Annotated in this window: 21 protein-coding genes; 12 read left to right on the top strand and 9 right to left on the bottom strand. The window is 70.8% G+C overall.

What is annotated here, in order from left to right; translation table 11 throughout:
• Positions 1-142 precede the first annotated feature (142 nt).
• The 5 genes from ACZ7CF_RS32675 to ACZ7CF_RS32695 are packed head-to-tail and all read left to right on the top strand — an operon-like array spanning position 143 to position 7,190.
• Positions 143-4,030 carry a non-ribosomal peptide synthetase family protein gene (locus ACZ7CF_RS32675; RefSeq protein ID WP_470371384.1) on the top strand — a complete coding sequence of 1,296 codons (3,888 nt, stop codon included), beginning with the start codon at positions 143-145 and terminating at the stop codon, positions 4,028-4,030.
• The gene (locus tag ACZ7CF_RS32680; RefSeq protein WP_360397968.1) at positions 4,027-4,947 is read left to right on the top strand and encodes a pseudouridine-5'-phosphate glycosidase; all 921 of its coding nucleotides are present in this window, start codon (positions 4,027-4,029) and stop codon (positions 4,945-4,947) included. The genes ACZ7CF_RS32675 and ACZ7CF_RS32680 overlap by 4 nt, the downstream gene beginning before the upstream one ends.
• Positions 4,944-5,609 (top strand): HAD family hydrolase, encoded by a 666-nt coding sequence (locus tag ACZ7CF_RS32685; RefSeq protein ID WP_360397966.1) that lies wholly within the window; start codon positions 4,944-4,946, stop codon positions 5,607-5,609. The genes ACZ7CF_RS32680 and ACZ7CF_RS32685 overlap by 4 nt, the downstream gene beginning before the upstream one ends.
• Complete coding sequence (gene upp / locus ACZ7CF_RS32690) at positions 5,606-6,271, top strand: uracil phosphoribosyltransferase (RefSeq protein WP_458434191.1); 666 nt, start codon at positions 5,606-5,608, stop codon at positions 6,269-6,271. The genes ACZ7CF_RS32685 and upp overlap by 4 nt, the downstream gene beginning before the upstream one ends.
• Positions 6,272-6,284: 13 nt before the next feature.
• The gene (locus tag ACZ7CF_RS32695) at positions 6,285-7,190 is read left to right on the top strand and encodes an EamA family transporter (RefSeq protein ID WP_360397962.1); all 906 of its coding nucleotides are present in this window, start codon (positions 6,285-6,287) and stop codon (positions 7,188-7,190) included.
• On the opposite strand, the gene ACZ7CF_RS32700 is transcribed toward ACZ7CF_RS32695, so the two are convergent.
• Positions 7,172-7,744, bottom strand: a complete 573-nt coding sequence (locus ACZ7CF_RS32700; protein WP_360397960.1) for a dihydrofolate reductase family protein — start codon at positions 7,742-7,744, stop codon at positions 7,172-7,174. The genes ACZ7CF_RS32695 and ACZ7CF_RS32700 overlap by 19 nt on opposite strands.
• 179 nt (positions 7,745-7,923) lie before the next feature.
• Between ACZ7CF_RS32700 and ACZ7CF_RS32705 the strand changes: the two genes are divergently transcribed.
• The gene (locus tag ACZ7CF_RS32705) at positions 7,924-8,127 is read left to right on the top strand and encodes a hypothetical protein (RefSeq protein ID WP_470371385.1); all 204 of its coding nucleotides are present in this window, start codon (positions 7,924-7,926) and stop codon (positions 8,125-8,127) included.
• Between the two features lie 69 nt (positions 8,128-8,196).
• Positions 8,197-8,820 (top strand): leucine-rich repeat domain-containing protein, encoded by a 624-nt coding sequence (locus ACZ7CF_RS32710; RefSeq protein WP_470371386.1) that lies wholly within the window; start codon positions 8,197-8,199, stop codon positions 8,818-8,820.
• Positions 8,821-8,862: 42 nt separating this feature from the next.
• Here ACZ7CF_RS32710 and ACZ7CF_RS32715 read toward each other — a convergent pair whose 3' ends face one another.
• The 5 genes from ACZ7CF_RS32715 to ACZ7CF_RS32735 are packed head-to-tail and all read right to left on the bottom strand — an operon-like array spanning position 8,863 to position 14,731.
• Positions 8,863-9,480 (bottom strand): thioesterase II family protein, encoded by a 618-nt coding sequence (locus tag ACZ7CF_RS32715; protein ID WP_360397954.1) that lies wholly within the window; start codon positions 9,478-9,480, stop codon positions 8,863-8,865.
• The gene (asnB, locus tag ACZ7CF_RS32720) at positions 9,458-11,215 is read right to left on the bottom strand and encodes an asparagine synthase (glutamine-hydrolyzing) (protein ID WP_470371387.1); all 1,758 of its coding nucleotides are present in this window, start codon (positions 11,213-11,215) and stop codon (positions 9,458-9,460) included. Before asnB ends, ACZ7CF_RS32715 begins: the two co-directional genes overlap by 23 nt.
• Positions 11,215-12,831 carry a non-ribosomal peptide synthetase gene (locus ACZ7CF_RS32725; protein ID WP_470371388.1) on the bottom strand — a complete coding sequence of 539 codons (1,617 nt, stop codon included), beginning with the start codon at positions 12,829-12,831 and terminating at the stop codon, positions 11,215-11,217. The genes asnB and ACZ7CF_RS32725 overlap by 1 nt, the downstream gene beginning before the upstream one ends.
• A gap of 13 nt (positions 12,832-12,844) precedes the next feature.
• Positions 12,845-13,681: a fumarylacetoacetate hydrolase family protein gene (locus ACZ7CF_RS32730; RefSeq protein ID WP_470371389.1), complete on the bottom strand. Its 837-nt coding sequence runs from the start codon at positions 13,679-13,681 to the stop codon at positions 12,845-12,847.
• A gap of 12 nt (positions 13,682-13,693) precedes the next feature.
• Entirely contained in the window at positions 13,694-14,731 is a 1,038-nt protein-coding gene (locus tag ACZ7CF_RS32735; protein ID WP_360397946.1) for a beta/alpha barrel domain-containing protein, read from the bottom strand.
• Positions 14,732-14,925: 194 nt separating this feature from the next.
• On the opposite strand from ACZ7CF_RS32735, the gene ACZ7CF_RS32740 reads away from it, so the two are divergent.
• On the top strand, positions 14,926-15,699 hold the full coding sequence (locus tag ACZ7CF_RS32740; RefSeq protein WP_470371390.1) for an SDR family oxidoreductase: 774 nt from the start codon (positions 14,926-14,928) through the stop codon (positions 15,697-15,699).
• A 24-nt stretch (positions 15,700-15,723) separates the two neighbouring features.
• Here ACZ7CF_RS32740 and ACZ7CF_RS32745 read toward each other — a convergent pair whose 3' ends face one another.
• A complete protein-coding gene (locus ACZ7CF_RS32745) occupies positions 15,724-16,278 on the bottom strand; it encodes an LmbU family transcriptional regulator (protein WP_458434202.1) in 555 nt (184 codons plus the stop codon).
• A 573-nt stretch (positions 16,279-16,851) separates the two neighbouring features.
• Between ACZ7CF_RS32745 and ACZ7CF_RS32750 the strand changes: the two genes are divergently transcribed.
• Positions 16,852-18,957, top strand: coding sequence for a M6 family metalloprotease domain-containing protein (locus ACZ7CF_RS32750; protein ID WP_470371391.1), 2,106 nt, complete (start codon positions 16,852-16,854; stop codon positions 18,955-18,957).
• Between the two features lie 58 nt (positions 18,958-19,015).
• Positions 19,016-19,675 carry a DNA alkylation repair protein gene (locus tag ACZ7CF_RS32755; RefSeq protein ID WP_360397940.1) on the top strand — a complete coding sequence of 220 codons (660 nt, stop codon included), beginning with the start codon at positions 19,016-19,018 and terminating at the stop codon, positions 19,673-19,675.
• A gap of 97 nt (positions 19,676-19,772) precedes the next feature.
• Here ACZ7CF_RS32755 and ACZ7CF_RS32760 read toward each other — a convergent pair whose 3' ends face one another.
• Positions 19,773-20,660: a peptidase inhibitor family I36 protein gene (locus ACZ7CF_RS32760; RefSeq protein WP_470371392.1), complete on the bottom strand. Its 888-nt coding sequence runs from the start codon at positions 20,658-20,660 to the stop codon at positions 19,773-19,775.
• Positions 20,661-20,784: 124 nt separating this feature from the next.
• On the opposite strand from ACZ7CF_RS32760, the gene ACZ7CF_RS32765 reads away from it, so the two are divergent.
• Positions 20,785-23,595, top strand: coding sequence for a hypothetical protein (locus ACZ7CF_RS32765; protein ID WP_360397936.1), 2,811 nt, complete (start codon positions 20,785-20,787; stop codon positions 23,593-23,595).
• An 11-nt stretch (positions 23,596-23,606) separates the two neighbouring features.
• Here the strand turns inward: ACZ7CF_RS32765 and ACZ7CF_RS32770 are convergent, their stop codons facing one another.
• Complete coding sequence (locus ACZ7CF_RS32770; protein WP_360397934.1) at positions 23,607-24,353, bottom strand: AfsR/SARP family transcriptional regulator; 747 nt, start codon at positions 24,351-24,353, stop codon at positions 23,607-23,609.
• Between the two features lie 395 nt (positions 24,354-24,748).
• Between ACZ7CF_RS32770 and ACZ7CF_RS32775 the strand changes: the two genes are divergently transcribed.
• Positions 24,749-25,687: a hypothetical protein gene (locus tag ACZ7CF_RS32775; RefSeq protein ID WP_360397932.1), complete on the top strand. Its 939-nt coding sequence runs from the start codon at positions 24,749-24,751 to the stop codon at positions 25,685-25,687.
• The last annotated feature ends 249 nt before the right edge of the window (positions 25,688-25,936 follow it).

Genomic DNA, 25,936 nt, shown 5'->3' on the forward strand with positions numbered 1-25,936 from the left:
GGAACGACCCTGGGCCCGACGTGCCGTGACGGCCTCGTCTCGGCACGTCCTCCAGACGGATTCGAGGCGCCGTTCGTACGTTTTCCACCGCACTGGGCTCTCGTACCCATTGGTCACCACCGACGCCTTGGGGGCTTCTCGCATGCCGAACGCAGCTTCAGTCGACGGGACGCAGCGCGACGGCGGGTGCCTGCCCGACCTGCTGCGCAAGCAGGTCGAGGAGCACCCCGACCGCACGGCCGTGGTGTTCGGCGACAGCAGCCTCAGCTACGGCGAGCTGTTCGAGCAGAGCTCCGCGCTGGCGACGCACCTGCGCAGACTGGGCATCACGGCCGACGACTGCGTGGGCATGTTCGTCGAACCGTCGCTGGACCTGGTGGTCGGCGCGTGGGGCATCCTCTGCAGCGGTGGCGCGTACCTCCCGCTGAGCCCCGAGTACCCGGAGGAACGCCTGCGGTACATGATCGAGCACTCGCGCACGAACGTCGTGCTGACCCAGCCGGAGCTCAAGGCCCGCCTCGCGGAGCTCGCGCCGAGCGGCACCAGGATCGTCACGCTCGCCGACTGCGACGAGGCGTTCGACGACGGCTTCAGCCCCGCGCACGACAGCCTCGCCTACATCATCTACACCTCCGGCAGCACCGGTAAGCCCAAGGGCGTGATGATCGAGCACCGCAGCATCGTCAACCAGATGCTGTGGCTGCACGACGCGCACGGCATCGACGGCACGAAGCGCGTGGTGCAGAAGACGCCGATGAGCTTCGACGCCGCGCAGTGGGAGATCCTCGCACCGGCGGTCGGCAGCACGGTGGTGATGGGACGGCCCGGCATCTACCGCGACCCCGAGATGCTGATCGGCACGATCCGCGAGCACGACGTCACCACGCTGCAGTGCGTGCCGACGTTGCTGCAGGCGCTGATCGACACCGAGGAGCTCCACACCTGCACGAGCCTGCGGCAGATCTTCAGCGGCGGTGAGGCGTTGTCCCGCACGCTCGCGGTCAGCGCGACCGCCACCATGCCGGACACGCAGCTCGTCAACCTCTACGGGCCGACCGAGACGACGATCAACTCGTCGTCGTTCACCGTCGACCCGGCGCAGCTGGCGAACGCCCCCAAGTCCATCTCCATCGGAGCGCCGGCCGCGAACACCACCTACCTGGTGCTCGACGAGAACCGCGACATGGTGCCGCTGGGCGAGATCGGCGAGCTGCACATCGGCGGCCTCCAGGTCGCCCGCGGGTACCTGCACCAGCCGGAGCTGACCGCGGAGCGGTTCGTGGACGGCATGTTCCGCACCGGCGACCTGGTCACGCAGAACCCGGACGGCACCGTGCAGTTCGCCGGCCGCGCCGACAGCCAGGTGAAGCTGCGCGGCTACCGGGTGGAGCTCGACGAGATCCGGCTCGCGATCGAGACGCACGACTGGGTGCGCAACGCGGCGGTCATCGTGAAGTCCGACGAGCGCACCGGGTTCCAGAACCTGATCGCGTGCGTCGAGCTGAACCCCAAGGAAGCCGCGCTGATGGACCAGGGCAACTCCGGTGCCCACCACCAGTCGAAGTCCTCCCGGTTGCAGGTCCGCGCGCAGCTGTCGAACCCCGGCGTGCGCGACGACCTCGGCGGGCGCGAGGCGTTCGAGCTGCCCGGTGAGGAGGCGTCCTGCCTGCAGCGCAAGGTCGTGTTCTCGCGCAAGTCCTACCGGTTCTACGAGGGCGGCGCGGTCACCGCGGCCGACCTCGCCGCGTTGCTGGGCCGCCAGGTCGACGCGACCGGCTCGAAGGACCCGAAGTCCGTGCGGTTCGCGGAGCTGGGCGAGATCCTGCGCTACTTCGGCGCGCACTACAGCGACCAGCGGCTGCTGCCCAAGTACGGCTACGCCTCGCCGGGTTCGCTCTACGCGACCCAGATCTACCTGGAGCTGCACCACATCGCGGGCCTGCCGGCGGGGTTGTACTACTACCACCCGCTGCGCCACCAGCTCGTCCGGATCGCCCAGGTCGAGGAGCAGGAGCCGCAGGTCAAGCTGCACTTCATCGGGCGGAGGGCCGCCATCGAGGGCGTGTACCAGAACAACGTCCAGGAGGTCCTGGAGATCGAGACCGGCCACATGGTCGGCCTCTTCGAGGAGGTCCTGCCCGGCTACGGCCTCGACCTGCGGGCCGCCGCGCACACCCCCGAGATCAAGGACCTGCTCGACGTTGCCGACGAGGACCACTACCTCGGCACGTTCCAGCTGACCGCCCACACCGGCCCGCGCACCGACGACGCCGTCGACGTCTACGTCCAGACCCACCCCGGCAAGGTCGCGGACCTGCCCGCGGGCCAGTACCGCTACCGCGACGGCGAGTTCGAGCGCGTCTCGGACGAGCTGGTGCTGCGCAAGCACGTCATCGCCATCAACCAGGCCGTGTACGAGCGGGCCAGCTTCGGCGTCACGGTCGTCAGCCGCACCACCGAGCCGTGGCGCGAGTACGTCGACCTCGGCCGGACCATGCACCGGCTGTCCGCCAACGACGTCGACCTCGGTTTCATGTCGTCGGGCTACAGCTCCAAGTCCGGCAACGACCTGCCGTCGGCCAAGCGCATCAACGGCGTGCTGGCCGACCTCGGTGAGGCGCCCGGCCCGTCGTACTTCTTCCTGGGCGGCAAGGTCTCCTACGCCCAGCGGCGCAGCCCCGGCATGAACGAGGACGTCGTGCACATGAAGGGACCGGCCGAGCTGATCCGCGACGACCTGGTCAACTTCCTGCCCGACTACATGATCCCGAACAAGGTCGTGGTGCTGGACGCGTTGCCGGTCACCGCGAACGGCAAGATCGACGTCAAGGCGCTGGAGAAGTCCGACAAGACCAACGCCGACGACAACGACCGCCCGTTCGTCGCCCCGCGCACCACGACCGAACGCCGCGTCAGCGAGCTGTGGAAGAAGCTCATGAAGCGCGAGACCGTGTCGACGCACGACGACTTCTTCGAGACCGGCGGCAACTCGCTGATCGCGGTCGGCCTGGTCAACCGGATCAACAAGGACTTCGGCACCTCGCTGCCGTTGCAGGTGCTGTTCGAGTCGCCGACGATCGAGCAGCTGTCCCGCCGGGTCGACGGCGTCCACGAGGGACCGATCTCCCGGCTCGTGCCGATGAGCTCCGGCGGCACCGGCGCACCGGTGTTCTGCTGGCCCGGTCTGGGCGGCTACCCGATGAACCTGCGCACGCTGGCGAGCAAGTCGGAGAAGACGTTCTACGGCGTGCAGGCGCACGGCATCAACGAGGGCGAGACGCCGTACCGCACCATCCGCGAGATGGCCGCCGCCGACGTCGAGGCGATCAAGAAGGTCCAGCCGGAGGGCCCGTACACGCTGTGGGGCTACTCGTTCGGCGCGCGGGTCGCGTTCGAGACGGCGCACCAGCTGGAGCAGGCCGGGCACGAGGTGCGCACCCTGTTCCTGATCGCGCCGGGCTCGCCGAAAGTCCGCGACGAGCGCGACAGCAACGAGGCCGCGTACGACAACAGGGCGTTCGTGACCATCCTGTTCTCGGTGTTCGCGGGCAGCATCACCGACCCGCGGCTGCAGCGGTGCCTGGAGGTGGCGCGCGACGAGGAGAGCTTCGCCGGGTTCGTCAGCGCCGAGTTCCGCGACCTCGACCCCGAGCTGGTGCGGCGGATCATCCGGATCGTCACCGAGACGTTCTCCTTCAAGTACACCTTCAGCGAGCTCGCCGAACGCACGATCACCGCGCCCATCACCATCTTCAAGGCGCGGGGCGACGACTACTCGTTCATCGAGGGCAGCGAAGGTTTCTCTGCAGTGCCCCCCGTCATCGTCGACCTGGAGGCGGACCACTACAGCCTGCTGCGCGAGCCCGACATCGACGAGCTGATGACCGCCATCGGCCAGTCGCAGGTGCGCCGGCAGGTCGAGCTGCACGCCGCCGCGCACGTGCCGGTGCTGCTCACCGACGAGCAGATGTCCGAGCTGATCGAGGCCGTGACCAAGGCGGTCACGCTGGCGATCGGAGGTAGTTCGTGAGCATTCCCCTGGTGTACAGCGAGGAAGTGGCCGAGGCGATCACCGCCGGACAGCCCGTGGTGGCGTTGGAGTCCAACGTCATCACGCACGGCCTGGACTACCCGGACAACGCCGAGACCGCCCGCAGCGTGCAGGACGCCGTGCGCGCGGGTGGCTCGGTGCCCGCGACGATCGGCATCGACGGCGGCCGCATCCTCGTCGGCATGACCGACACCGACATCGAGCGGTTCGCGTCCACACCGAAGATCCCGAAGGTCAGCAGCCGGGACCTGCCGATCGTGCTGGCCCGCGGCGGCATGGGCGCCACGACCGTCGCGTCGTCGGTGATCGCCGCCGAGCTCGCCGGGCTGAAGTTCTTCTCCTCCGCGGGGATCGGCGGTGTGCACCGCGGCGCCGAGCGGACGATGGACGTGTCGTCGGACCTGATCCAGTTCACCCGCTCGAAGGTCGCCGTGGTGTGCGCGGGCGCGAAGAACATCCTGGACCTCGGGCTCACCCTGGAGTTCCTGGAGACGCACTGCGTGCCGGTCGTGTCCTACCGCTCCGACGACTTCCCGGCGTTCTACTGCACCTCCAGCGGGTTCCGCAGCCCGCACCGGATCGACGACCCCGCGGTGCTGGCGCGCGCGGTCGAGAACCACTGGCGGCTCGGCGGCCCCGGCTCGTTCCTCGTCACCACACCCACGAAACCGGGTGACGCGATCGACGGCGGTGAGGTCGAGTCGGTGATCGCCGAGGCGGTCGAGCGCGCCGAACGCGAGGGCGTGACCGGACAGGCGATCACGAAGTACCTGATGAAGGCCGTCGAACGCGCCACGGAAGGCCGTTCCGCCAAGGCGAACACCGCGGTGCTGGTCAGCACCGCCGAGGTCGCCGGCGAGCTGGCCGCCGCCCACGCGAGGGAGTTCAGCCGATGAGCCGCCGCTGCGTGGTGTTCGACCTCGACGGCACGCTGGTCGACACCCCGACCGGGATCGTCACGACGTTCGCCGCCGTGTTCGCCCAGCTCGGACTGCCCACTGCGGACTCGGGCGCGATCCGGTCCACGATCGGGCTGCCGCTGCCGGCGGCGTTCGCGAAGCTGCTGGGCGTCGCGGCCGACGACCCGGTGGCCGCCGACTGCGTGGAGCTCTACCAGTCGACGTTCCGCCGGATCGTGCTGCCGATGGCCACCCGGCTCGTGTTCCCCGGCGTGCACGACGGGCTGGAGGAGCTGGCGGACGGCGGTGTCCTGCTCGCCGTGGCCACCAGCAAGTTCATCGCCAACGCCGAGGCGCTGCTCACCGCGGCCGGGCTGCGCGAGCACTTCGCCGTCGTCGTCGGCGCGGACCAGGTGCCCGCGCCGAAGCCCGACCCCGCGTCCGGGTTCGTGGTGCTCGACGCGCTGGACGTGGCCGCGGCGAACGCGGTGATGGTCGGCGACACCACCCACGACGTGCTGATGGCGCACGCCGCCGGGATGGCGTCGATCGGCGTGACCTACGGCGTGCACAGCGTCGAACAACTGCTCAGCGCCAACCCCACCTGGCTCGTCGACTCGTTCGCCGGGGTCGTGGCCGCTGCCAAGGAGTGCCCGTGATCTCCATCGAGGCCTACCTCGAGAAGAACGTCCACCTGTTGCCGCAGACCAACCAGCTGCGCGCGATGCACACGATCGTCCGCGACCGCGAGGTGTCGCGCGAGGAGTTCGTCTTCTACACCGAACGCATCATCCGGCTGCTCGTGGAGGCCGGGCTCGACCTGCTGCCGTTCACACCGCGCGACGTCACCACCCCGGTCGGCGCGACCTACCACGGGTTGCGGTTCGCGGAGGACCTCGTCGGCGTCCCGATCGTACGGGCGGGCGAGAGCATGGAGGCCGGGCTGCGGGCGGTGGTCAGGGGCGTGCGGATCGGCAAGATCCTCATCCAGCGCGACAAGGTGACCAAGCTGCCGAAGCTGTACTACTCGGCGCTGCCGGAGGACATCGCGTCCCGCCAGGTGCTGCTGCTCGACCCGATGCTCGCGACCGGCGGCACCGCGCTGGCCGCGGTTCAAGTGCTGCTCGACCACGGGGTGCTAGAAGAGAACATCGTGTTCGTCACCTTCATCACGGTGCCCGAGGGCATCGAGGCGGTGTGCTCGCGCTACCCGCGGGTGCGGATCGTGACGTCCGCGATCGAGGAACGGCTCAACGAGAACGCCTACATGCTGCCCGGCATCGGTGACTTCGGGGATCGGTTCTTCGGCACCGACAAGTGACGGGGGCAGTGCCATGAAGGGCAACCGACTGCTGGCGGACTCGGCGACCACCGCGCTGGCACCGATGATCTGGGGCAGCACCTACCTCGTCACCACCCAGCTGCTGCCACCGGACCGGCCGCTGCTGGCCGCGGTGGTGCGCGCGTTGCCGGCGGGGCTGATCCTGTTGCTGTTCGGGCGCATCCTGCCCACCGGCATCTGGTGGTGGCGCGCGCTCGTGCTGGGCACGCTGAACATCGGCGCGTTCTTCTTCCTGCTCTTCGTCGCCGCCTACCGGCTGCCCGGCGGGGTCGCGGCGCTCGTCGGCTCGGTGCAGCCGATGGTCGTGCTGGTGCTCGCCGCGCTGCTGCTGGGCGACCGCGTCCGGCTCCCCCACCTGCTGGCGTGCCTGGCCGCTTCGGCGGGGGTGGCGCTGCTCGTGCTGAAGGCGACGGCGCAGCTGGACGTCGTCGGCGTGCTGGCGGCGCTGGGCGGCGCGGTCTGCATGGCGTCGGGCATCGTGCTGACCAAGCGGTGGCAGCGGCCGGCCGAGGTCAACGTGCTGCTGTTCACCGGCTGGCAGCTCACCGCAGGCGGGATCGTGCTGCTGCCGGCCCTGTTCCTGCTGGAGGGCCTGCCGAGCACGATCAACGGCACCAACGCGCTCGGCTTCGGCTACCTGATCGTGCTCGGGTCGCTCTTCGCCTACTCGGTCTGGTTCCGCGGCACCGACCGGGTGCCGGCGATCGGGCTGTCGTTCCTGGGGTTCTTCAGCCCGCTCGTCGCCACCCTGCTGGGGCTGGTGTTCCTCGGTCAGACGCTGTCGCTGCTCCAGCTCATCGGCGCGCTGGTGCTGATCGGCTCGATCGTCCTGGTCCAGCTCACCCCGGCACGACCGGTGGCCGTGCCGGAGCGCGAGCGTCAGCGCGTGACGTCGTAGACCAGCTTCTGGATGCCGTTGGAGTAGGACTCGCTCTCGACCAGCGTCAGCAGCTGCTTGTCCTTGTCGGTCTCGCTGAACAGCCGCTTGCCCGCGCCGAGCAGCACCGGGAACACCAGCAGGTGGTAGCGGTCGATCAGGCCGACGTCGGACAGGCTGCGGTTCAGCGTCGCGCTGCCGTGGATCGAGATCGGGCCGCCGTCGGTCTCCTTGAGCGCGGCCACGTCGTCGAGGGAGCGCAGGATCGTGATGTCGCCCCAGTTGCCGACGAGCTGGTCCTCCTCCAACGTGCTGGAGACGACGTACTTCGGCATCGCGTTGTACCGCGGGAAGTAGTCGAGCGCCGGCCACACCGGGGAGAACGCCTCGTAGCTGACCCGGCCCATCATCATGGCCGCGGCCTCCTCCTGCTCACGTCCCTTGATCTCGTAGGCGGCCTCGTCGAACGCGATGTCCTTGAAGGTCCAGCCGGAGCTGCGGTGGCCCGGCTCGCCGCCGGGGGCCTCGACGACGCCGTCGAGCGAGACGAACGCGGTGGCGATCAGGGTGCGCATCGATCTTCTCCTCAGGTGCTCCGGTGTGCTCTCACCAGCACGTCGATCGGGAGCGGCCGCGATCGACACGCGCATCCTGCCTGATTTCCCCGTGAACGACCGGTCAGGAATCGAGAAGCGCGGACCGCACCCGTGCTCGTACCGTTGACCTCGACAAACACCCGACTGGGAGGTTCGAGATGAGCAAGCGGATGCGCCGGTTCCACCGCGTCGTGAGCATGGTCTTCATGGTCACGGTCGTCTTCACGGCGGTCGCGCTGACGGTGGACAGCTCGGTGGTGTGGGTGTCGTACGTGCCGCTGCTGCCGTTGTTCGTGCTGATGGCCACCGGCGTCACCATGTGGTTCCGCCCGCGCCGCCGTGCCGCACAGGCCCAGGCCTAGCCGTTCGGCGTGCAGGGCAACCTGGTTGATCCCGACGGGCCGAACGGTGGCAGCGATACCCTGCCCGTCATGGGGGAGACCGAGGACGGGTGCCGGTGCGTCGACAGGACCCGGCAGCTCGTGCGCTTCCACCCGGACCGCCAGAACCCGGCGTCACCGGGCTGGCTGCACCTGCTGGAGGTGGTCGAGGAGGCCGCGGCAGACGGGCGCGCGTTGTTCCGGCCGTTGCGCGAGCTGAGTCCCGTGGAGCAGCACCAGATCATCACCCTGCCGCCCACGATCGCGAAGCTGACGGCGGTCGAGGTGCTGGACCTGCGCGGGTCGAACCTGGTCCGCGTGCCGCCGGAGATCGGTGCCATGACGAGCCTGCGGCGGTTCGACCCGCACACCTCGCACCGGCTGCACTGGTTCCCGTACGAGCTGACCCGCTGCCGGAACCTCGCCGAGAGCCGGGTCAGCGCGGACGCGCTCTACGCCGGCCACGTGTTCCCGGTGCTGGTGCCGCCCACGACCGACCTCTCCCGCCTCGACCCCGGCACGCACGGCACCGAGCACGTCCGCGCGTGCAGCGTGTGCGACGGCCCCGTGACCGAGCTGCACCAGCGCTGGGTCGTGCGACACGTCGCCGAGACCCCGGTGCCACTGCTCGCGAACACCTGCTCGCCCGCTTGCGCAGCCAAAACCTCCCCCTAGCCCTCTCCCTTGCTGCCCAGGCAGATGCCAGGAGAGGGCTGGTCAGAGCAGGTCGGGGGCCTCCAGCAGGGCTGAGTGGCCGCCGGGGAACTCGGTGCGGGTGAACACGCCCGTGGTCACCTCGGCCCACGCGGCGACACCGGCCGGGGACGTCAGCGGGTCCTCCTCGCCGTGCGCGGCGAAGACCGGGCACCGCAGCACCGGGTGGTCCGACGGCCGGAACTCGCCCAGCAGCGTCATGTCCCGCGCCGCGGTCTCCACCACGACGTCGCGCCACTCCCCCGCGACGAGCCCCGGCGCCACCCGCTCCAGGTACGCCTCGGTGTCCGAAATGGACTCCGGTGCCACGGAATGCCGGGACGGCGCAACAGCTCCGAGCACCACCAGCCGTTCGACGGCGACACCGGAGGTCTCCAGCACCCCGGCGACCGCATAGGCCACGTAGGCGCCGAAGCTGTGCCCGACGAGCACCGGCCGTTCCCCTGTCACCTGCTCCGCGCACGCCTCGACCAGCGCACCGAACGACGCCGCCGGCGCGCTGCGCCCGAACCGCCCCGGGTACTTCACCAGCGTCCCCGAGCGCAGCAACGCCCGGCAGTCGCTGCCGTAGGACCCGGCACCGGGGAAGACGAACACCTCAGACCCGCAACCCGAGCTCATCCACCACCATCGCGATGCTGATCGCACTCAACCGGAAGTCGAACTTGTCCGTGCCCGGCGCGACGGTCAGGGACCCCGGCGCCAGCACCCCGCTGGCCACCACGAGCTCCTCCCACCGCGCCCACGTCACCGGGTCCACGACGGAGTCCAGGTCGTAGGCGGTGAACCCGTGCTTGCCCCGGTTCAGCACCGAGTCCGGCACGATCCCGCGGTAGGCCGACCGCAGGCACGCCTTGCCCTCGAAGTCCGCCACCTTCTCCGCGTCCGGGACCCGCAACGCCGCCGCCACCACGCCGTTGCCCAGGAACGGGTACCGCCCCTCGACCGAGTTCCGCATGACCATCGCGTCACCGTGGTCGCCGAGCAGGTGCCCGGACAGCTGCACGTGCACGTCCGCGACCGACCGCAGCTGCATGGGCGAGAGCGAGCGCACCTCGTCGTCGCTGAACGGGATCAGCCGCGAGCGCCAGAACTCCGCGCCCCGCAGGGCTTCCTGGACCTCCGGCGCGAGGAACGCCGTGCGGCGCGAGGACACCTTGTCCCAGTTCACCTCCCACGCGAAGTCGGCCCTGCCCCAGGCCTGCTCGTTCTCGTCACGACCGGGCCGCCGGCCGCGGCCAGCGCTGTCGAACGCGTAGGAGTCGTAGCCGAAGAACAGCTCGTCGGCGCCCTCACCGGACACCACGCCCTTGATCCCGGCGGACCGGACCGCGTCGGCGAGCATCATCGCGGCGACGTTGTAGGTCTCCCGCTGCGGGAAGCAGCAGTGCCGCACCATCTTCTCGAACGACGCGGTGATGTCGGAGACCCCGCACCGGATCTGCTCGTGCTTGGTCTCGGCGAGGGCGGCGACCTCGCGCTGGAACCGGCCCTCGTCGAGCGACGGGTCGTCGAACACCACCGAGAACGTCCTCATCGGACGGTCCACGAGCGACGCCGCCTCCAGCACGATCGCCGTGGAGTCGAAGCCACCGCTGAGGTACGCGCCGATCTCCACGTCCGCGTGCAGCCGCGCCGACACCGACTCGCGCAGCGCCGACCGCAGCTCCTCCGGGGGCACCGGGTCCTCGGTGAAGTCGCCGTAACGCCAGTACCGCACGGTCTCCACGCCGTCGGCCGAGATCCGGACCGCACATCCCGGCGGCACCGCGGACACACCGTGCACCAGCGTCCTGGGCGCGACGACGTTGCCGAGCGAGAAGTACTGGTCCACCGCGGTCACGTCGACCCGCCACGCCTGCCCCGCGCACTGCACCAGCGCCTTGAGCTCGGAGCAGAAGTGCACGGACGAGCCCACCGCCGTGTAGTACAGCGGGCAGACGCCGAACCGGTCGCGCGCCAGGTACAGCGCGTTCTCCGCCCGGTCGAACACCACCGACGCGAACTGCCCGTCGACCTCCGCCAGCCCCGCGATGCCGTGTGCCGCGACGAGGTCGGGGATCACGGCGACGTCCACGCCGTTGGCCGGGTCGGTGCCCAGCCGCGCCTTCAGCGCACGGGCGTTGTAGATCTCGCCGTTCGTCATCGCCACGAACCGGCCGCCGCGGTCCTCCGCCGGCTGCCAGCCGTCGACCAGTCCGGTCATGCCGAGCCGGCCCAGCTTCACCGCCAGCGTCGGCGTGTTCAGCGAGTACGTCTCGTCCGGGCCGCGGTGCACGAGCCGGGTGTGCATGGCCGCGGCGACGCCGCGGTCGACCTGGCCGTCGGGCGCGAACGTCCCGCACACGCCGCACATCAGGCGCTCCGCTCGCGCAGCGCGGTGGTGAGCGACTTCAGGTTCTCGGCGCGCAGCACGTCCCGCACGCCCGCGTCCATCCAGCCGAGCCTGCGCAACTCGTTCACCAGCACCACGGTCGAGGCCGAGTCGCCGCCGATGTCGAAGAAGTTGTCGTCCAGGGAGGCGTCGGAGACACCGGTGAGCTGCCGGGCCAGCGCGAGCACCCGGTCCTCCGGCAGATCGGTCACCGCCGCCGCCGTCGTCGTGCGCGCGGCCCGCAGGGCGTCCCGGTCGACCTTCCCGTTGGGCGTGTACGGCATCTGTTCGATGCGCGTGACCACCGACGGCACCTTGTAGGGGTCGAGCACCGCTTCCAGATGGGCGCGCACGGCCCGTTCGTCGACCGTGCCGACGAAGTAGCAGACCAAGGCGTCCGCGATCTCGGAACCGTCGTGCGACTCGGCCGTCACGACCGCCTCGACCACGCCCGCCAACCGGCAGGCGGCGCTCTCGATCTCACCGGGGTCGAGCCGGTAGCCGCGGACCTTCAGCTGCCGGTCGGCGCGTTCGACGAAGTACAGCCGCCCGTCGCGTTCCTCGACCACGTCACCGGTCCGGTAGGCGCCCTCGAAGCGCTGCACGCCGTCGGCGGTCAGGTACCCGATCGCCACGCTGCGCCCGATGATCACCAGCTCGCCGCGGGAGGCCGGGTCGCCGGGGCGCGGCACGACCTCGTACCCGCAGTCGCCGACGACCTCGCCCAGCGGCACGGTCTCCGTGTGCAGCGCCGGGTCGAGCACGTCGCTCAGCAGGTTGCAGACGGTGGTCTCGGTCAGCCCGTAGGCGTTGTGGAACGCCGCCACCGCCGACCACTTGCCGACCAGCGCCGGACGGCACGCGCCACCGCCGTTCACCACGTGCCGCAACGACATCGAGCCGGTCGGCTCGGTCGCGGTCAGCGCGAACGGCGTGGTCTTCAGGTGCGTGATCCGCAGGTCCTCCAGCGTGGCCTGCAGCACCGGGCCCGGCGCCAGCCGCGACTCGTCCACCACGACCAGGCAGGCACCCGAGGTGAGGGTCCAGAGGATCTCGGTGACGCAGCCGTCGAACGTGAGCCGCGCGAACTGCAACGTCCGGCAGTCCGGTGTGAGCTCCAGCCGCCGCACGTGGTCGGCGATCATCCGCGCCAGCGGGTCCACCGCGACCAGCACGCACTTCGGCTCACCGGTCGAGCCGGAGGTGTGGATCGCGTAGGCGGCCCCGGTCTGCCCGACCGCCCGCTTCTCGCCGGGCACCTCGACGAGCTCACCGCCGCGGGCGAGCCACGCGACGCCGAGCGCGGCGACCTTCTCCGCGTTCGACGTGCTGTCGCGCGGGTCCAGCACCACGAACGGCCGGCCGGACGTCAGCGCACCGGCCAGCGCGACGATCGTCGCGGCACCGCGCGCGGCCTCGACCCCGACGAACTCGCCGGGAGCGGTGCACGCTTCGAGCTGTCCCGCGAACGCCGCGACGCGGTCGCCGAGCTCGCGGTAGGTGATCGTCTCGGCCGCCGTCTCGACGGCGGCGCGACCGGCGTGCTCGACGAAGGCACGCCGGATCGCGTCCACGATGGAAAGCTGCTCAACCAACACGCCTGTCGCCCCTTCACGGTGCCTGTTTGACGGTGTGCACGAGCGTTCCGACCCCCTCGACCACCGCGCGTACGGAGTCGCCCGCGGAGATCACGGCGGCACCCGGAGTTCCCGTGCAGATGACCGTGCCGGGTGCGATCGTGCGGCCGGCGGTGAAGTACTCCACCAAATAGCCGAGGTCGTAGAGCATGTCGGAAACAGGTGCCGAAGACATGACTTCCCCGTTTCGCACGGTCGACACCTGAATTGTCGCGAAGTCGGTGATCTCGTCCACCGTGACGAGTTGCGGACCGACGCTGCAGAACGTGTCGAACCCCTTCGCCCACGGGATGTACCGCGGATTCTCCCGGATGACGTCCTCCGCGGTCATGTCGAGAACCGCGGTGACCCCGACGACGACGGAAAGCCATTCGTCGCGCCGCACGTTCTTGCACTCCGTGCCGATCACGAGACCCAGCTCGGCCTCGGCGGTGACGCGTTCGCTCTGCCTCGGCAGCTCGATCACACCGCCGTTGCCGATCAGCGCGTTGTCCGGGCGCAGGTAGGAGCCCGGACCGGACTTGGGCTGCTCGGTCAGCAGGTCCTGGGAGTGCTTGCGGTAGTTGAGCCCGGCACCCCACACGGGGCCCTGCGCGATCGTGGCCGCGTCGCCCAGGTCGAGCTCGACTGCCCGGTCGGCGAGGGCTGCGACCTGCGCTTCGAGCTCCGGCCGGTGGTCGGGGACGAGCAGGTCGACCAGGCGCACCGGCTCCTCGTAGCCGGGGATGAGCGACAACGGCACCCAGCGCCCGTCGGGCAGGCCCGCGTGGACCTCGTGGCTGATGCCCGTGCTGAACCGCGCCAGCTTCACGGCGTCTCCCCCTCAGGCCCGAGCGCCGACGGTCGCGGGCGCGGACAACAGCTCGGCGGCGGCCCTGATGTCGGCGCCGTCGATGCTGCGGGTGGCCAGGCCGGCGGCCTTCTCCATCACCGACGCCGGGTCCAGCCGGTGCTGCTCGCACAGGTCCTCGACCAGCTGGTAGTAGTTCGAGTGCACGCCCAGCACACCGCCCAGGACCTGCATGTTCCGGTTGTCCGGCAGCACGTCGAGGTGCTCGCGGCAGAACTCGGCCATCCGGGACAGCTCGCGGTAGTCGTAGCGGTCGTCGCCCTTGACCTTGAGGATGCCGGCGAGCGACTCGGTCTCGGCGTTGCCGGAGCCGCGGCCGAAGCCGTGCAGGGTGCCGTCGACGATCGACGCGCCGGCCGTGAGCGCCGCGATGCTGTTGGCGTTGGCGAGGCCCAGGTTGTTGTGGCCGTGGAACCCGACGACGGGGAACGACCGCTGCACGACGGTGACGTAGCGGTGGACGTCGCTGGGCAGCATCGAGCCGTAGGAGTCGACGACGTAGACGCCCGCGACCTCCCGCGGCACGGCCTTGAGCAGGTCCGGCAGGGCCTCGTAGGGCGTGGAGCTGGACTTCATCAGGTTGAGGTAGACCTGACCGCAGATCTCGGTGGCCCTGCGCAGGTAGTCGAGGTTGGCCGCGACCTTCTCGGCCTCCATGCCGACGCGCACGAAGCTCATGCCCGCCCCGACCAGCTCGGACATGGTCTCCAGGCGGCTGAACGACGGCTGCGCGAACACGCCCCACGTCGATGACCGCAGGTGGGTGCCCGCCAGCTCGCACCAGCGGCGCAGCGAGATGCTGCCCGGCCGGTTGCCCGCCCGTTCCGCCTCGTACCCGACCCCGTGCGCGATCTCGATCTTCTGGATCGGGGTCGCGTCCAGCCGGCACATCAGTTCGACGACGAAATTCTCGTCGAACTGGAAATCGACGGCGTAGGAGCCGTCCCGCAACGTCGTGTCGAGAATTTCACTGGTCAACGGCAGCAGCAGTGGGTCGTATTCGGCAGTCATATCCATTCCCATAATCAGGTCGGGTGGTGACAAATGCCTAGCACGCGTTATCGCGAGGCCGCAACAAATAGCGCTCGTTCCACACCTCTTCCGGTCCTGCCGGTTGTCCTGTCGGCAGGACGCCGGTTGCACGTACCCCGGCGCACTGATATTCAATCCAACAACTCGCCGATTTCAGGTTTGGAGTGGAACCCATGGATCTCGGACTGACCGGGCGCACCGCACTCGTGTGTTCGTCGACCGGCGGAATCGGTGAGGCGGTGGCCCGTGCGCTCGCCGCGGAGGGGGCCGGCGTGGTGATCTGCGGCCGCCGCGGCGACCGGGCGCGGGAGGTCGCCGCGTCGTTGCCCAGCGCGGTGGGCGTGGAGGTGGACCTGACGGCACCGGACGGCCCTGCCGCGCTGGTCGCCGCGACGACCGAGCGGTTCGGGCCACCGGACGTGCTGGTGCTCAACGGTCCCGGGCCGCGCCAGGGCCCTGCGCACGGGGTGGACGTGGCCGACGCCGACGGCGCGCTGGACGCACTGCTGCGCCCGCACCTGCGGCTCGTCGCGCTGTGCCTGCCCGCGATGCGGGACCGCGGCTGGGGCCGGATCCTCGCGGTCGGCTCCAGCGGGGTCGCCGCGCCGCTCGCGAACATGGCGCTGTCGAACCTCGGCCGGGCCGCGCTCGCCGGGTACCTCAAGACGCTCGCCGGCGAGGTGGCCGCGGCCGGCGTCACCGTGAACATGCTGCTGCCCGGCCGCATCGAGACCGACCGGCTCGCCGCGGTCGACGCCGCGAACGCCGAGCGGTCCGGCCGCACCGTCGCCGAGGTCACCCGTGCCTCCCTCGCCACGATCCCGGCCGGCCGCTACGGGCGCCCGGAGGAGTTCGCCGCCGCGGCCGCGTTCCTGTGCGGTGAGCCGGCGTCCTACATCACCGGCACGGCGCTGCGCTGCGACGGCGGACTCGTCCGCAACCTGTGACAGCCGCCGGCGCCGGGCCGTCGCTCAGGAGACGACCCGCAGCCCCTGCCCCGAGCTCAGCGTGCGCTCGGCGGCCCGGTCGAGGTTCGTCACCAGCCACTGCTCGAAGTCCTGCCCGACCACGTCCGCCGCCTGCCGCCAGGTCTCGATCCGGTCCTGCGGCAGGCTGATGCGCGAGTCGGCCGAAACCTCATTTCCGGAGTCTTTTTCGCCGCGAATGGCGGAACGCAGCTGCCGGGTGGTCCAGGAATTCATCTCCGCTTGGCTGAGCAGGTATTCCTGGACATCAGCCGGCAGGGAGGCGACTTCCGCGTGGTGTTGAAAGGTCAACGCCGGACGCCGCCGGTGCAAATCGAACCGACCGGCCACCCAGGCGTAGTTGCGCAACGTCTGATAACTCAGACCGACCGCCCGCACCGCGTGCTGGTAGCGCTCGGAGTAGTGTTCTTTGCCGAACACGAGCCAGTCCCCCAGCGACCACGCCGAGGAGTCCACGAGCTCGGCCAGCCTGCGACCTGCCCGCTCCCACTCGTCGAAGCTCAACGCCGTGGGGATACGCAGCCCGACCCGTGTCATCATCACCTGGTCATCGCTTCGACCTGCACGGTTGGCCGCAGCCCTGCGCCCTCGGACGTCTCCAGAGCCCATGACGTGTCCCCCTCCTCGTCACTTCCGCCGACCTCGTTGTCAACGCGCACCGACCACCGCCGCGGCCGTGCGGACCATGAAGGCGAACCGGACCGTTGACCGGTCAACCCGTAAATACAACTGCAGTAACGCGGCCGTGGCAGCCCGTCCGAATAGGCGAAACAATCCGACGAACTCCGCCCCAGCAGTCGTCAAAGCTCTTGGATCCGAGAGTAGAGGGTGCGCAGAACACTGACAAGGAAGCTCCGCCGGTGGTCAGAGGGCAAATTCCGCGTGGAGCGTCCGCATTCTTCAGGCCACTGATCGACGGGGCAACTCCAGCTTCAGTGAGCCGAAAAGGCTCTACTGTGGACGGCTTCCCACGAGCGGCTTCACCCCGGTCGTGCGGGGCCGAACCTCCCCTGTGGAGGGCGTCGGGCACCGTTCCGCTGTGTCAACTGGCAACGCGGCCACCTGACGCCAGGCCGTGGTGACGGCACCGCGGTCTGCACCACGGTGGGTGGTATGGACCGCACACCTGCACGTCGCCGGAACCGGCGTCCGTTACTGCTGGTCACCGCGTTGCTCTCGGTCGGCGGACTCGTCGCCGGCACCACCGGCGTGAGCGCTGCTCCGCCCGACGAACCCCTGCACCACTGGCAGTTCGACCACTGGCCGCAGCAGCAGCCGTGGCAGCAGTCGCGCGACGCCGCGAGAGTGGCCGCGCACGCCGGACTGCCCGGCCCGATCGACCCGCAGAACTGGGTCAACCCCGACCACATGACGTGGGAGGGGGACTACCGCAAGATCCCCGGCACCACCTGGGCCGACCCCTCGAAGCGGGGGTCGGTGCGCACGTTCAAGGGTGCCCTGGTGCTGCTGGACTACCCGAACCAGCCGTTCGTCGTGACGCAGCCCGAGCACTCCACGGTGTTCGGCAACCCCAGCGCGGAGGCCAGCGGCGTGCCGCGCGAGCAGGTCGCGCAGTTCTACCAGGACTTCCTCAACAAGCCGAACGGCCTCAACCGCGGCCACACCGTGCACGAGTACTGGATGGAGACCTCCGGCGGGCGCTACGGCGTCGACCTGAAGGCGTTCGGCCCGTACACGATGCCGGGCAAGGACCACGAGTACGCCATGGAGTTCCAGGGCGGCACCGGCTGCCCGGCCGGCGACACGTGCACCCGCGACATCCGCACCGACGGCCGTGCCGCGTGGGTGGCCGACGTCGGCGCGGAGGTGCCGGCGGGCTACGACTTCACCTACTACCTGTCGGCGGGCCAGGACGAGTCGGGCACCTGGCAGGAGTTCGGGATGATGAAGTTCCGCACCAGGGAGGACGTCACCGACGACTTCGGCCCGCCGGACCCCGCGCTGCCGAACTGGTCGCGCACCCGGTACGTGGACTGGACCTCGTGGGCGGCGGGCTCGTCGATCTGGCCGAACGCCGGCGGCGGCTCGTCGACCCAGGCCGAGAGCTCCGGCCAGGGCGTCTACGCGCACGAGCTGAGCCACCTCCTCGGCATCGGCGACAACTACAGCAACCCCTACGGCAGCCCGCCGCGGCGTGACTACTCCGGCCCGTGGGACATGCTGTCGCGCGGCTCGTTCAACGGCCCCGGCGGCCCGCACTCGCGGTGGACCATCCCGGCCACCGGCGGTGCGTCGCTGGGCGCGCAGCAGACCCTGCGCAACAAGATCAAGCTCGGCATCGTCGACGAGCAGAACGTCCTGCGGCTGTCGCGGGAGGCGCTGGCCGGCTCCGGCACGGTCATCGCGAAGGTCACCGCCCGTTCCGTGCAGCCCGGCGCGACCGGCCTCACCGGCGTGAACATCGCGATGAACGCCGACCGGTCGCCGACCTGCACCGTGTCGGCGAACCCGTTCTGCGACGGCGGCGGCTACAACAACTACACGCTGGAAGTCGTCGACCGCATGGGCGCCGACTCGTTCACCCCGGACTCCGGTGTGCTGCTCGCGAAGACCAAGAACGCCGACGCCGCACCGTTCACGTGGGTCGTCGACGCCAACCCGCAGGACATCGGCATGACCGACTACGTCCTGCCGGACGGCACGAAGGTCCCCATCACCGTCGGCGACTACCGGCAGCTGTCGGACGCGTTGTTCCACGCGGGCACCAATTCCGGCAGCGAGTTCGAGTACGTGGACCAGGCCAACCGCCTGCACTTCTACGTCCTCGACGTGCAGCGCGACGCCGCGGGCGTGCTGTCCTACACCGTCGCCGTCCGCTCGCTGGACGGCACCGGCCCGCAGCAGCGCGGCGTGCGCGTGACGCCCACGGCGGCCCGCACGGGCTCGGACGGCGTGGCCACGTGCCGGTTCCCGTTGACCAACACCGGTCGCGCGGCCGCGGCGGGCGGCCACCCCGAGGACGTCACCCAGTACCTCGGCGGTGACGTCTACCGCGTGTCCGCCACGGTCGCGGACACCGGCTGGACCGTGTCGCTGCCGAACGCGCTCGCGACCGCGAAGTTCGGCGGCCGCGTGGACGTGCCGGTGCACGCCAAGCGCGACGGCGGCCCGATCACGTCCAAGGTGACGCTCAAGGCCACGTCCGAGAGCAACCCGGCCAGGACCGCGACCGCCACCTGCACGGTGGTCGGCCGCTAGCCGCACGACCTGTTCGTCACCGACGTATTCTGTTGTCGGTGACGAACGGGAGGCTGCGATGACGGTGACCGGGGTGCTCGACAGGCTGGCCGCACTGGAGGACCCGAAAGCCCGTGCCGTGAACGAGAAGCACGGCGACGACCACGGCGTGAACCTCGGCAGGCTCCGCGCTCTGGCCAAGGAGCTCAAGACCCAGCAGGACCTCGCCGTGCAGCTGTGGGCCACCGGCGACACGGCGGCGCGCCTGCTGGCGTTGCTGATCTGCCGCCCCAAGGCGTTCTCACGCGCCGAGCTCGACACGATGCTGCGCGAGGCGCGCAAGCCCAAGGTGCACGACTGGCTCGTGAACTACGTCGTCAAGAAGAGCGCTCACGCCGAAGACCTGCGCGTGACGTGGATCGACGACCCCGACCCGGTGGTGGCGAGCGCCGGCTGGGCGTTGACCGTCGACCGGGTGGCGAAGAAACCGGAGGGCCTCGACCTCGACGGGCTGCTGGACGTCGTCGAGGAGGAGCTGCGCGACGCCCCGGACCGGTTGCAGTGGGCGATGAACCACTGCCTGGCGCAGATCGGCATCGAGCACCCGGCGCTGCGGCAACGGGCGATCGACATCGGCGAACGGCTGCAGGTGCTCAAGGACTACCCGACACCACCGAACTGCACGTCGCCGTTCGCACCGGTCTGGATCACCGAGGTGGTGCGCCGCCGGAACGCCTGAGCGACGCGGCAAGGGGAGCACCCGCGACGGGCACTCCCCTTGCACAGCGCCGGACCAGGTCGACGTCCCCCCTGCCGGACGTCAGCTGTCCGGCAGCTCAGTCACCGTGCGGGTTCTGCACGGAGACGTGGACGTGGTCGTAGTGACCGCCGGTGACACCGCTGCCCGCGGTGTAGTCGCGCCAGCCCTCGGACGAGCGGGCGACGCTCCAGATCTTGCCCTGCCAGATCACGTAGCGGACGTCGAGCTTCGCGGCGTGCTTCTGCAGCCAGCGGGCCAGCTTCCAGCCCTGCTCCTTCTGCGCCGCGCTCGGGTAGGAGCCGATGGCGTTGGAGATGGTGCAGTCGAGCGCGTTGCCGGTGTTGTGGTTGCTCGTCGACGGCTCGTAGCTGCGGTAGTCACCGACCCAGCAGTCCTTCTCGCCGGTCAGCGACCGGATCTGGTCGTCGATGAACTGCGTGCGCTTGGTGGCCTGCGGGGCCCGCGCGGTGGCCGACGGGTGCGGGTTGGTCGCCGGGGTGCCGTAGGAACCGCTCGGCGGCGGGGTGCCGCCACCGCCGTCACCCAGCTTGTGCGCGGCGTTCTCGTTCTTGAGCTCCGAGTTCAGGTTGACCTTGCCACCGGCGGCGATGGTCTGCCGGGGACCGGCGTAGCCGCTGTTGAAGTAGACGGTGACCGGGCCGCTGGTGCGGTTCCAGACCGAGGCGGCCTCGTTCTTCACGCACAGGCCCTTGCCGTTGCCCGCGCCCTTGAAGTCGTAGCAGCTCGGCTGTTCGTCGCCGTAGTCGGAAACGGAGGTGGCGAAGTCCGACACCGAACCGGCGTGGTCGCTGTTGTAGTACAGGCAGAACTCGCCCGCCTCGCAGGAGCCGTTGCGGGCGGTCGCCGCGTTGGCCGTGGCGGCGCCTGCGGACACGCCGACCAGCGCGCCCATCAACGCCACGAAAGTGATCCTCTTGAGCGCCGAGAGCGCTGACTTCCTCATGGCCATGAGAATTGCGACGCGCGCTGACACTTCCCTGACACCGCGTGCCAGCGCGGTGTCAGCGGGTCACCGGACGCGCTTCAGCCGGGAAAACGGGTGGCACGCGTGCGCGATGATGGTGCCGATGACGACTCGACTGGCATTCGGCGTGACGGCCGGACCGGGGCTCGGCTGCTGGCCGGTCCCGTCGGGCGGACCGCCCGTGCCCGGCGCACCGGTCGCACTCGGTCCCGCCGGTGCCGCTCCCGCGGCCGTCCGCGCCGCGACCGGCCGGCTCGACCGGCTGGTGCGCCAAGGCGGTGAGGTCGCGGCGGGTGCGGGCGTCGACCTCGGTGGCGGTTTCCACTCGGCCCGGCTCGCGGGGGCGCACGGCGACCGCCGCGACGCGGTGCTGGCCGCGCTGCGGTGCCTCGGTGCCGACGGCGCGCACCGGCTGGGTGACCGGACCGCTGTGCTGGTGGCGTTGTTCGGCGAGCAGGTCACCAAACGGGTCGGCGCGGCGGCGCACCGGGCGGTCACCGACGGGCGTTGGGCCGCGGTGCAGCTGGCCTCGGCGGCGTCCGACCTGCTCGGGCCGGAACAGCTGGAACGCGTGCTGGACCTGCGTGCGCCCGAGGACGTCGACCCGTTCCCGCGCGGCGCGGCGTCCACTGTGGCCGGTCACCTGTCCCGCGTGCTGGCCGCGTACCCGAAGCCGCGCAGGCTGAAGCTCGTCCTCGACCTGTGGGACCACGTGTGCGGGCTGCTGCTGGACCGGCAGCGCCGGGCCCGCCTGGTGGCGTCGCAGGTGCGGACGGAGCGGCTCGACGAGCTCCGCGAGCGCCACCGCGAGCACTTCGACGCCAAGATCGTGCAGCACCTGACCTGGGACCTCAGCGGACAGCCGGTGACGCTCGCCAACGCCGCGCGCTGGCAGCCGCCGAAGTGGTGGACCGCCAGCGAGCTCGAACACCTGCTGCACGACGCCATCGCGGCGACAGCGCTGCTGCGGTTCGCGCGGACGACGTCCGACGAGGGTTTCGCGGTCGCCGTGGACCGGCACCGGGCGGAGCTGGTCGCCGCCGACGCCTGTCTCACCGAGAGGAGCCGCACGGCGGCCACCCACCGGCCCGACGGCGCGTACAACCACCCGGCCCGGCCAGGCGCCTACGTCCACCGGATCGTGCTGGAAACCGGTCCCGACCGGACGGTCAACGCGCGGACCGAGGGCAGGGTGCGCACGTACACCGCCATGGCGCGCAACTACGGCGTGGTCGTGTTCGAGGCCGTGGAGAGGTTCCTCGACAGGCTGTTCCAGCCGCTGCACCACCCTGGCGAGGGCGATCCGGGGCGGTCGCCGCAGCTGGCCGGGTGGCGCCGGGAAGTGGGGTACCCGCGTGCGCCGCAGAGCTGGGAACAGCCGCCGCTGGCCGACACGCGCGAGGAGGCCCCCACCGCACCGCTGGCCCAGCGCCTCGCCGGCGCCGATCCGGCCGACGTCGAGCTGCCGCACGACCTGCTGTGGTTCGCGGACCTCGCCGACGCGCTGGCACCGTTCCACGGCGGCGACTCCGCGACCGTCCGGCACGAGCACCCCCACCCCACCGTCACCTACGACGACGCGCCGGCGAAGCCGGGCCACACCTCGCTGCCGCTCGCCGTGGCCGAGGTGGCGCAGCTCGTGATGTTCGGCGCGGTGCCACCACCGCGCTGCGGGAGCTGGGCGGAGCTGGTCACCGGCGTCACCTCCAGCGCCGTGATCGCCGAGGCCGACACCGGCGTGTTCCCCATCCCGCCCGGTGTGTCCGCTGTGGACGGTTCGACCGTCGCGGGGCTGACCGTGGAGCTGGGTCGCGAACCGCGGCAGCTGGCTGAGTGGTCCGGGTACATGGGCAACTGCATCGGCGAGTCCTGGTACGCCGACCAGGCGCGCAAGGGCCACTGCGTGCTCATGGCCCTGCGGGCTCCCGACGGCCGCATCGCCGCGAACCTCGACGTGCGCCGCCACACCGCGGGCTGGCACGTCCACGAACTGCGCGCGCGGTTCAACGACACCGTCGCGGACGAGCTGGAGCAGCAGGTCAGGAAGTGGGTGGAGCACCTGCCCGCGCCCCGGCCGCCGGAACCGGAGCCGGTGGTGCCCGTTCCCCCGGTGCGCGTGCGGGGCGGCTCCGCCCGCCGGTCCGCCGCGGGAAACCTGCCCGCCGAGCTCGTCCGCGCCCTGACCGCCGCCGTGGAACGGGAGCTGGCCGGCAAGCCGGTCGTGACCGCCCGGCGGGCCTACGCCGAGCTGGCCCGCGGTCTCGGCCGACCCGGTCCCGCCGACTTCGAACCGGACGCGGCCGTGGTGGCGTTGAAGCGCGTGGACGACCACGTGGACCTGGTCCGCGCGGCCCTCGCCGACGGCCTCGCCGCGACGACCCTGTGGCAGGCCACGCGCGTCCGCCCGCTGGCCGCCGCGGTGCACCGGCTCGACCAGGAGCTGCGCGACCACGAGCGGCTGCACGCCCTCACCGGCGGCGCACCGCTGCCGAGGACGTTGCGCGCTCTGGTGCGCCGCCCCGAGATCGCTCCCGCCCACGCCTTGGACGTCGTGGCGCGGTCGGTCCGCGCGGCCATGGGCGAGCTGCTCGGTGACGCCGCGCTGGCGCGTTCGGTGGCCCGTCGCCCGTCCACGGAACTGGTGTGCGCGCTGGCGATCGCGACCACCTGCTCGGAGTCCACAAAGGACACGGTCGTGGTGGCCGGGCCGAGGAAGACGACGGTGCCCGGCTTTCCCCCGAGCGACCTGGCCGACCCGCAGGGGCCCTGGCAGCAGGCGTTGCCCGCGGCCGCCGACCTCGGTGCGCCCGTGGACCTGTTCTGGTCGAAGATCGCCGAACACGGCCTGCTGATCCCGGCCGCGGTGCTGGGCAAGGGCGGCTGGCCCGCGCTGTGGGCCCGGCTGCACCGCTGACGGGTACCGGGTCACAACGCCGCCTGCGACGCCACCAACCGGGTCATGTGCGACGACGGCGCCACCCCCAGCTCGCGGTGCAGCAACGCCCGGTAGTGCTGGTAGTGCCGCAGCGCCGACCCGCAGTTGCCCTGGGCCAGGTGCGCCGCGACCACCGTGCGGTGCGCGGTCTCCCGCACCGGGTCGATCGAGATCGCCGTGAACGCCGCCTCCAGCGCAGCCAGGTGCGCACCGGCCGAGATGAGCCGGTGGGCGACCGCCTCCAGCGCGTGCAACCGGACCTGCTCCCAGCGCCGGCGTTCGGGTGCGAGCCACTCGTCGGCCCAGTACGGCAACAGGTCCCGCGACAGCGCGGCGACCAGGTCCCCCGCGGTCGCCGGGTCGACGGTCGCGGCGGGACCGACGACGCGGTGGGCCGCCTCGATCGCCCGGCAGAAGTCGACGGTCAGCGCGGGCGACGGGCGTAACCGGTCCACGGAGCACTCGACGACCGGCCGTTCCGTGGCCCTGCGCAGGTGCCACAGCGCCTGCCGCACGTTCGCGGTCGCCCGCTGCCTGCGGCACTCCGGCCACAGCTGCTCGGCGACGGCCTGCCGGCTCACCGCCTCGCCGTGGTGGATCGCGACGTAGGCCAGCAGCCGTTGCGCGCCCTTGGGCAACGGGACGTCCCCGCTTCCGGTGAGCAGCTCGAACCGGCCCAGCACCACCAGCCGCACCCCCGCGCCCCCGGCTCGTCTGCCACCTTCCGCTTCGGTCATCGTCGTCCTCCCCGCGAGCACCGGCGCCGTCGCCCCACGATCCGAGCATCGCCCGGAAGCGTCTCCGTGGCATCTCCCGCCCGACTGCCGCGGCGTCCGCCCCGGCGCCGCCGGGCCGCCGCCACTCAGTCGTGCGCGGACTTGACCCATACCTTCGTGGTCACCCGTCCGGGTAAGAACGGCAACGGCGCGTCACCAGCCCCCGGGGACCCCCGTCGGCACCTGTACCGCCAATGGCCCAACGGAACCCGCCTGGCCCAGTCCAGCCCATCGAGTGACGGCGACGGCACGGCGACACCCCCTCGTGCGGCGCGGCGACCGGTCGGAGACGGCGGCGCCGGAGCGTGTGTCCACGGGGTCGCACCGGCCCCGTCACCACGACCGAGGAGTGCACCATGGCCGACGGCCAGTTCAAGACGGTCTCGATCCACATCGCACCGGACGACCTCAAGACCCTGAAGGACAACAAGTACAACCTGTGCTTCGCGAAGAAGGTGAACGGCACCTACAACGTCGTGTGGCAGTCGGCCGACAGGTACCTCTCGAAGAACACCTTCTCGTGGCAGCCGCTCTACCGGCTCTTCGGCAGCAACGGCTTCCAGGGCGACGTGGCGGTGAGCGTCTCGACCAACGACGTCGCGATCGGCCTGGGCGACAAAGCGGTCCTGGACGACGACGGCCTGCTCCACGACGCCGTCACCGGCGGCCTGAGCACGGGGATCACGCTGGTCAACCAGTACGGCAAGATCCACCCCGGTCTGTCGTCGTACTCGACGGACATCCACGGCAACGGGTCGACGACCCCGATCTACGTCGCCGAGAAGGAGATCGTCCTCGGCGAGGACGTGCTCACGCCGGCGGAGGTGGTCCAGGTGTGGTTCGAGCAGAAGATCACCACGAGCACGATGTTCAGCGACGCGCGGTCCAACTCGGTGGAGGTCGACCTCAGCTCGGCCAACTCCGCGACCCGCCTGTACAGCGGGGGCAAGTGGACGACGCCGGCCCAGTCCCAGGCGTTCGGGGTGGACCCGAAGGTGATGCTGACGATCATCGCCGGTCTCACCGCGGCCGTGGTCGTGGCCGACCTGACGATGAAGATCGCCTCGAAGCTCACCGGCGTCTACCGGGACGTCAAGGTGAACGTCACGACCACCGGCGGGAACAGCGTCAAGATCGAGTACAGCGAGCAGCCGCGCCTCTCCGGCGCCAGCCTGGTCCAGACGCAACAGCTGCTGCTGAACCCGACGGTGGTCGACCAGCTCACCGAGTTCGCCGTCGAGGCGTTCGCGCAGTCCGGGGTCGGCTACTCGTCGCTGCAGGCGCACGCGGCCTGACCCCCGGCAGCCGGCCCCTCCGCCCGCCCCGGCGCGGGGGCCGGCTGCCCGGCGCCGTCAGGTCCGCTCCAGGTGGTGCTGCCGGTGCGGCGTGGTCAGGACGTCCTGTCACTGCGCCAGGGCTTGTGCGAGCACGTCGAAAACGGCTCGATCAACGCGTCCCAGAGGTCACTCCGGGTTGTTCGGCGGTGCAGCCGATCCCGCTGTCCCCGGCAGGCAGGTGTGACAAGGGGAGGTGACACACCTCCG

The sequence above is a fragment of the Lentzea sp. NPDC036955 genome, assembly GCF_055608005.1.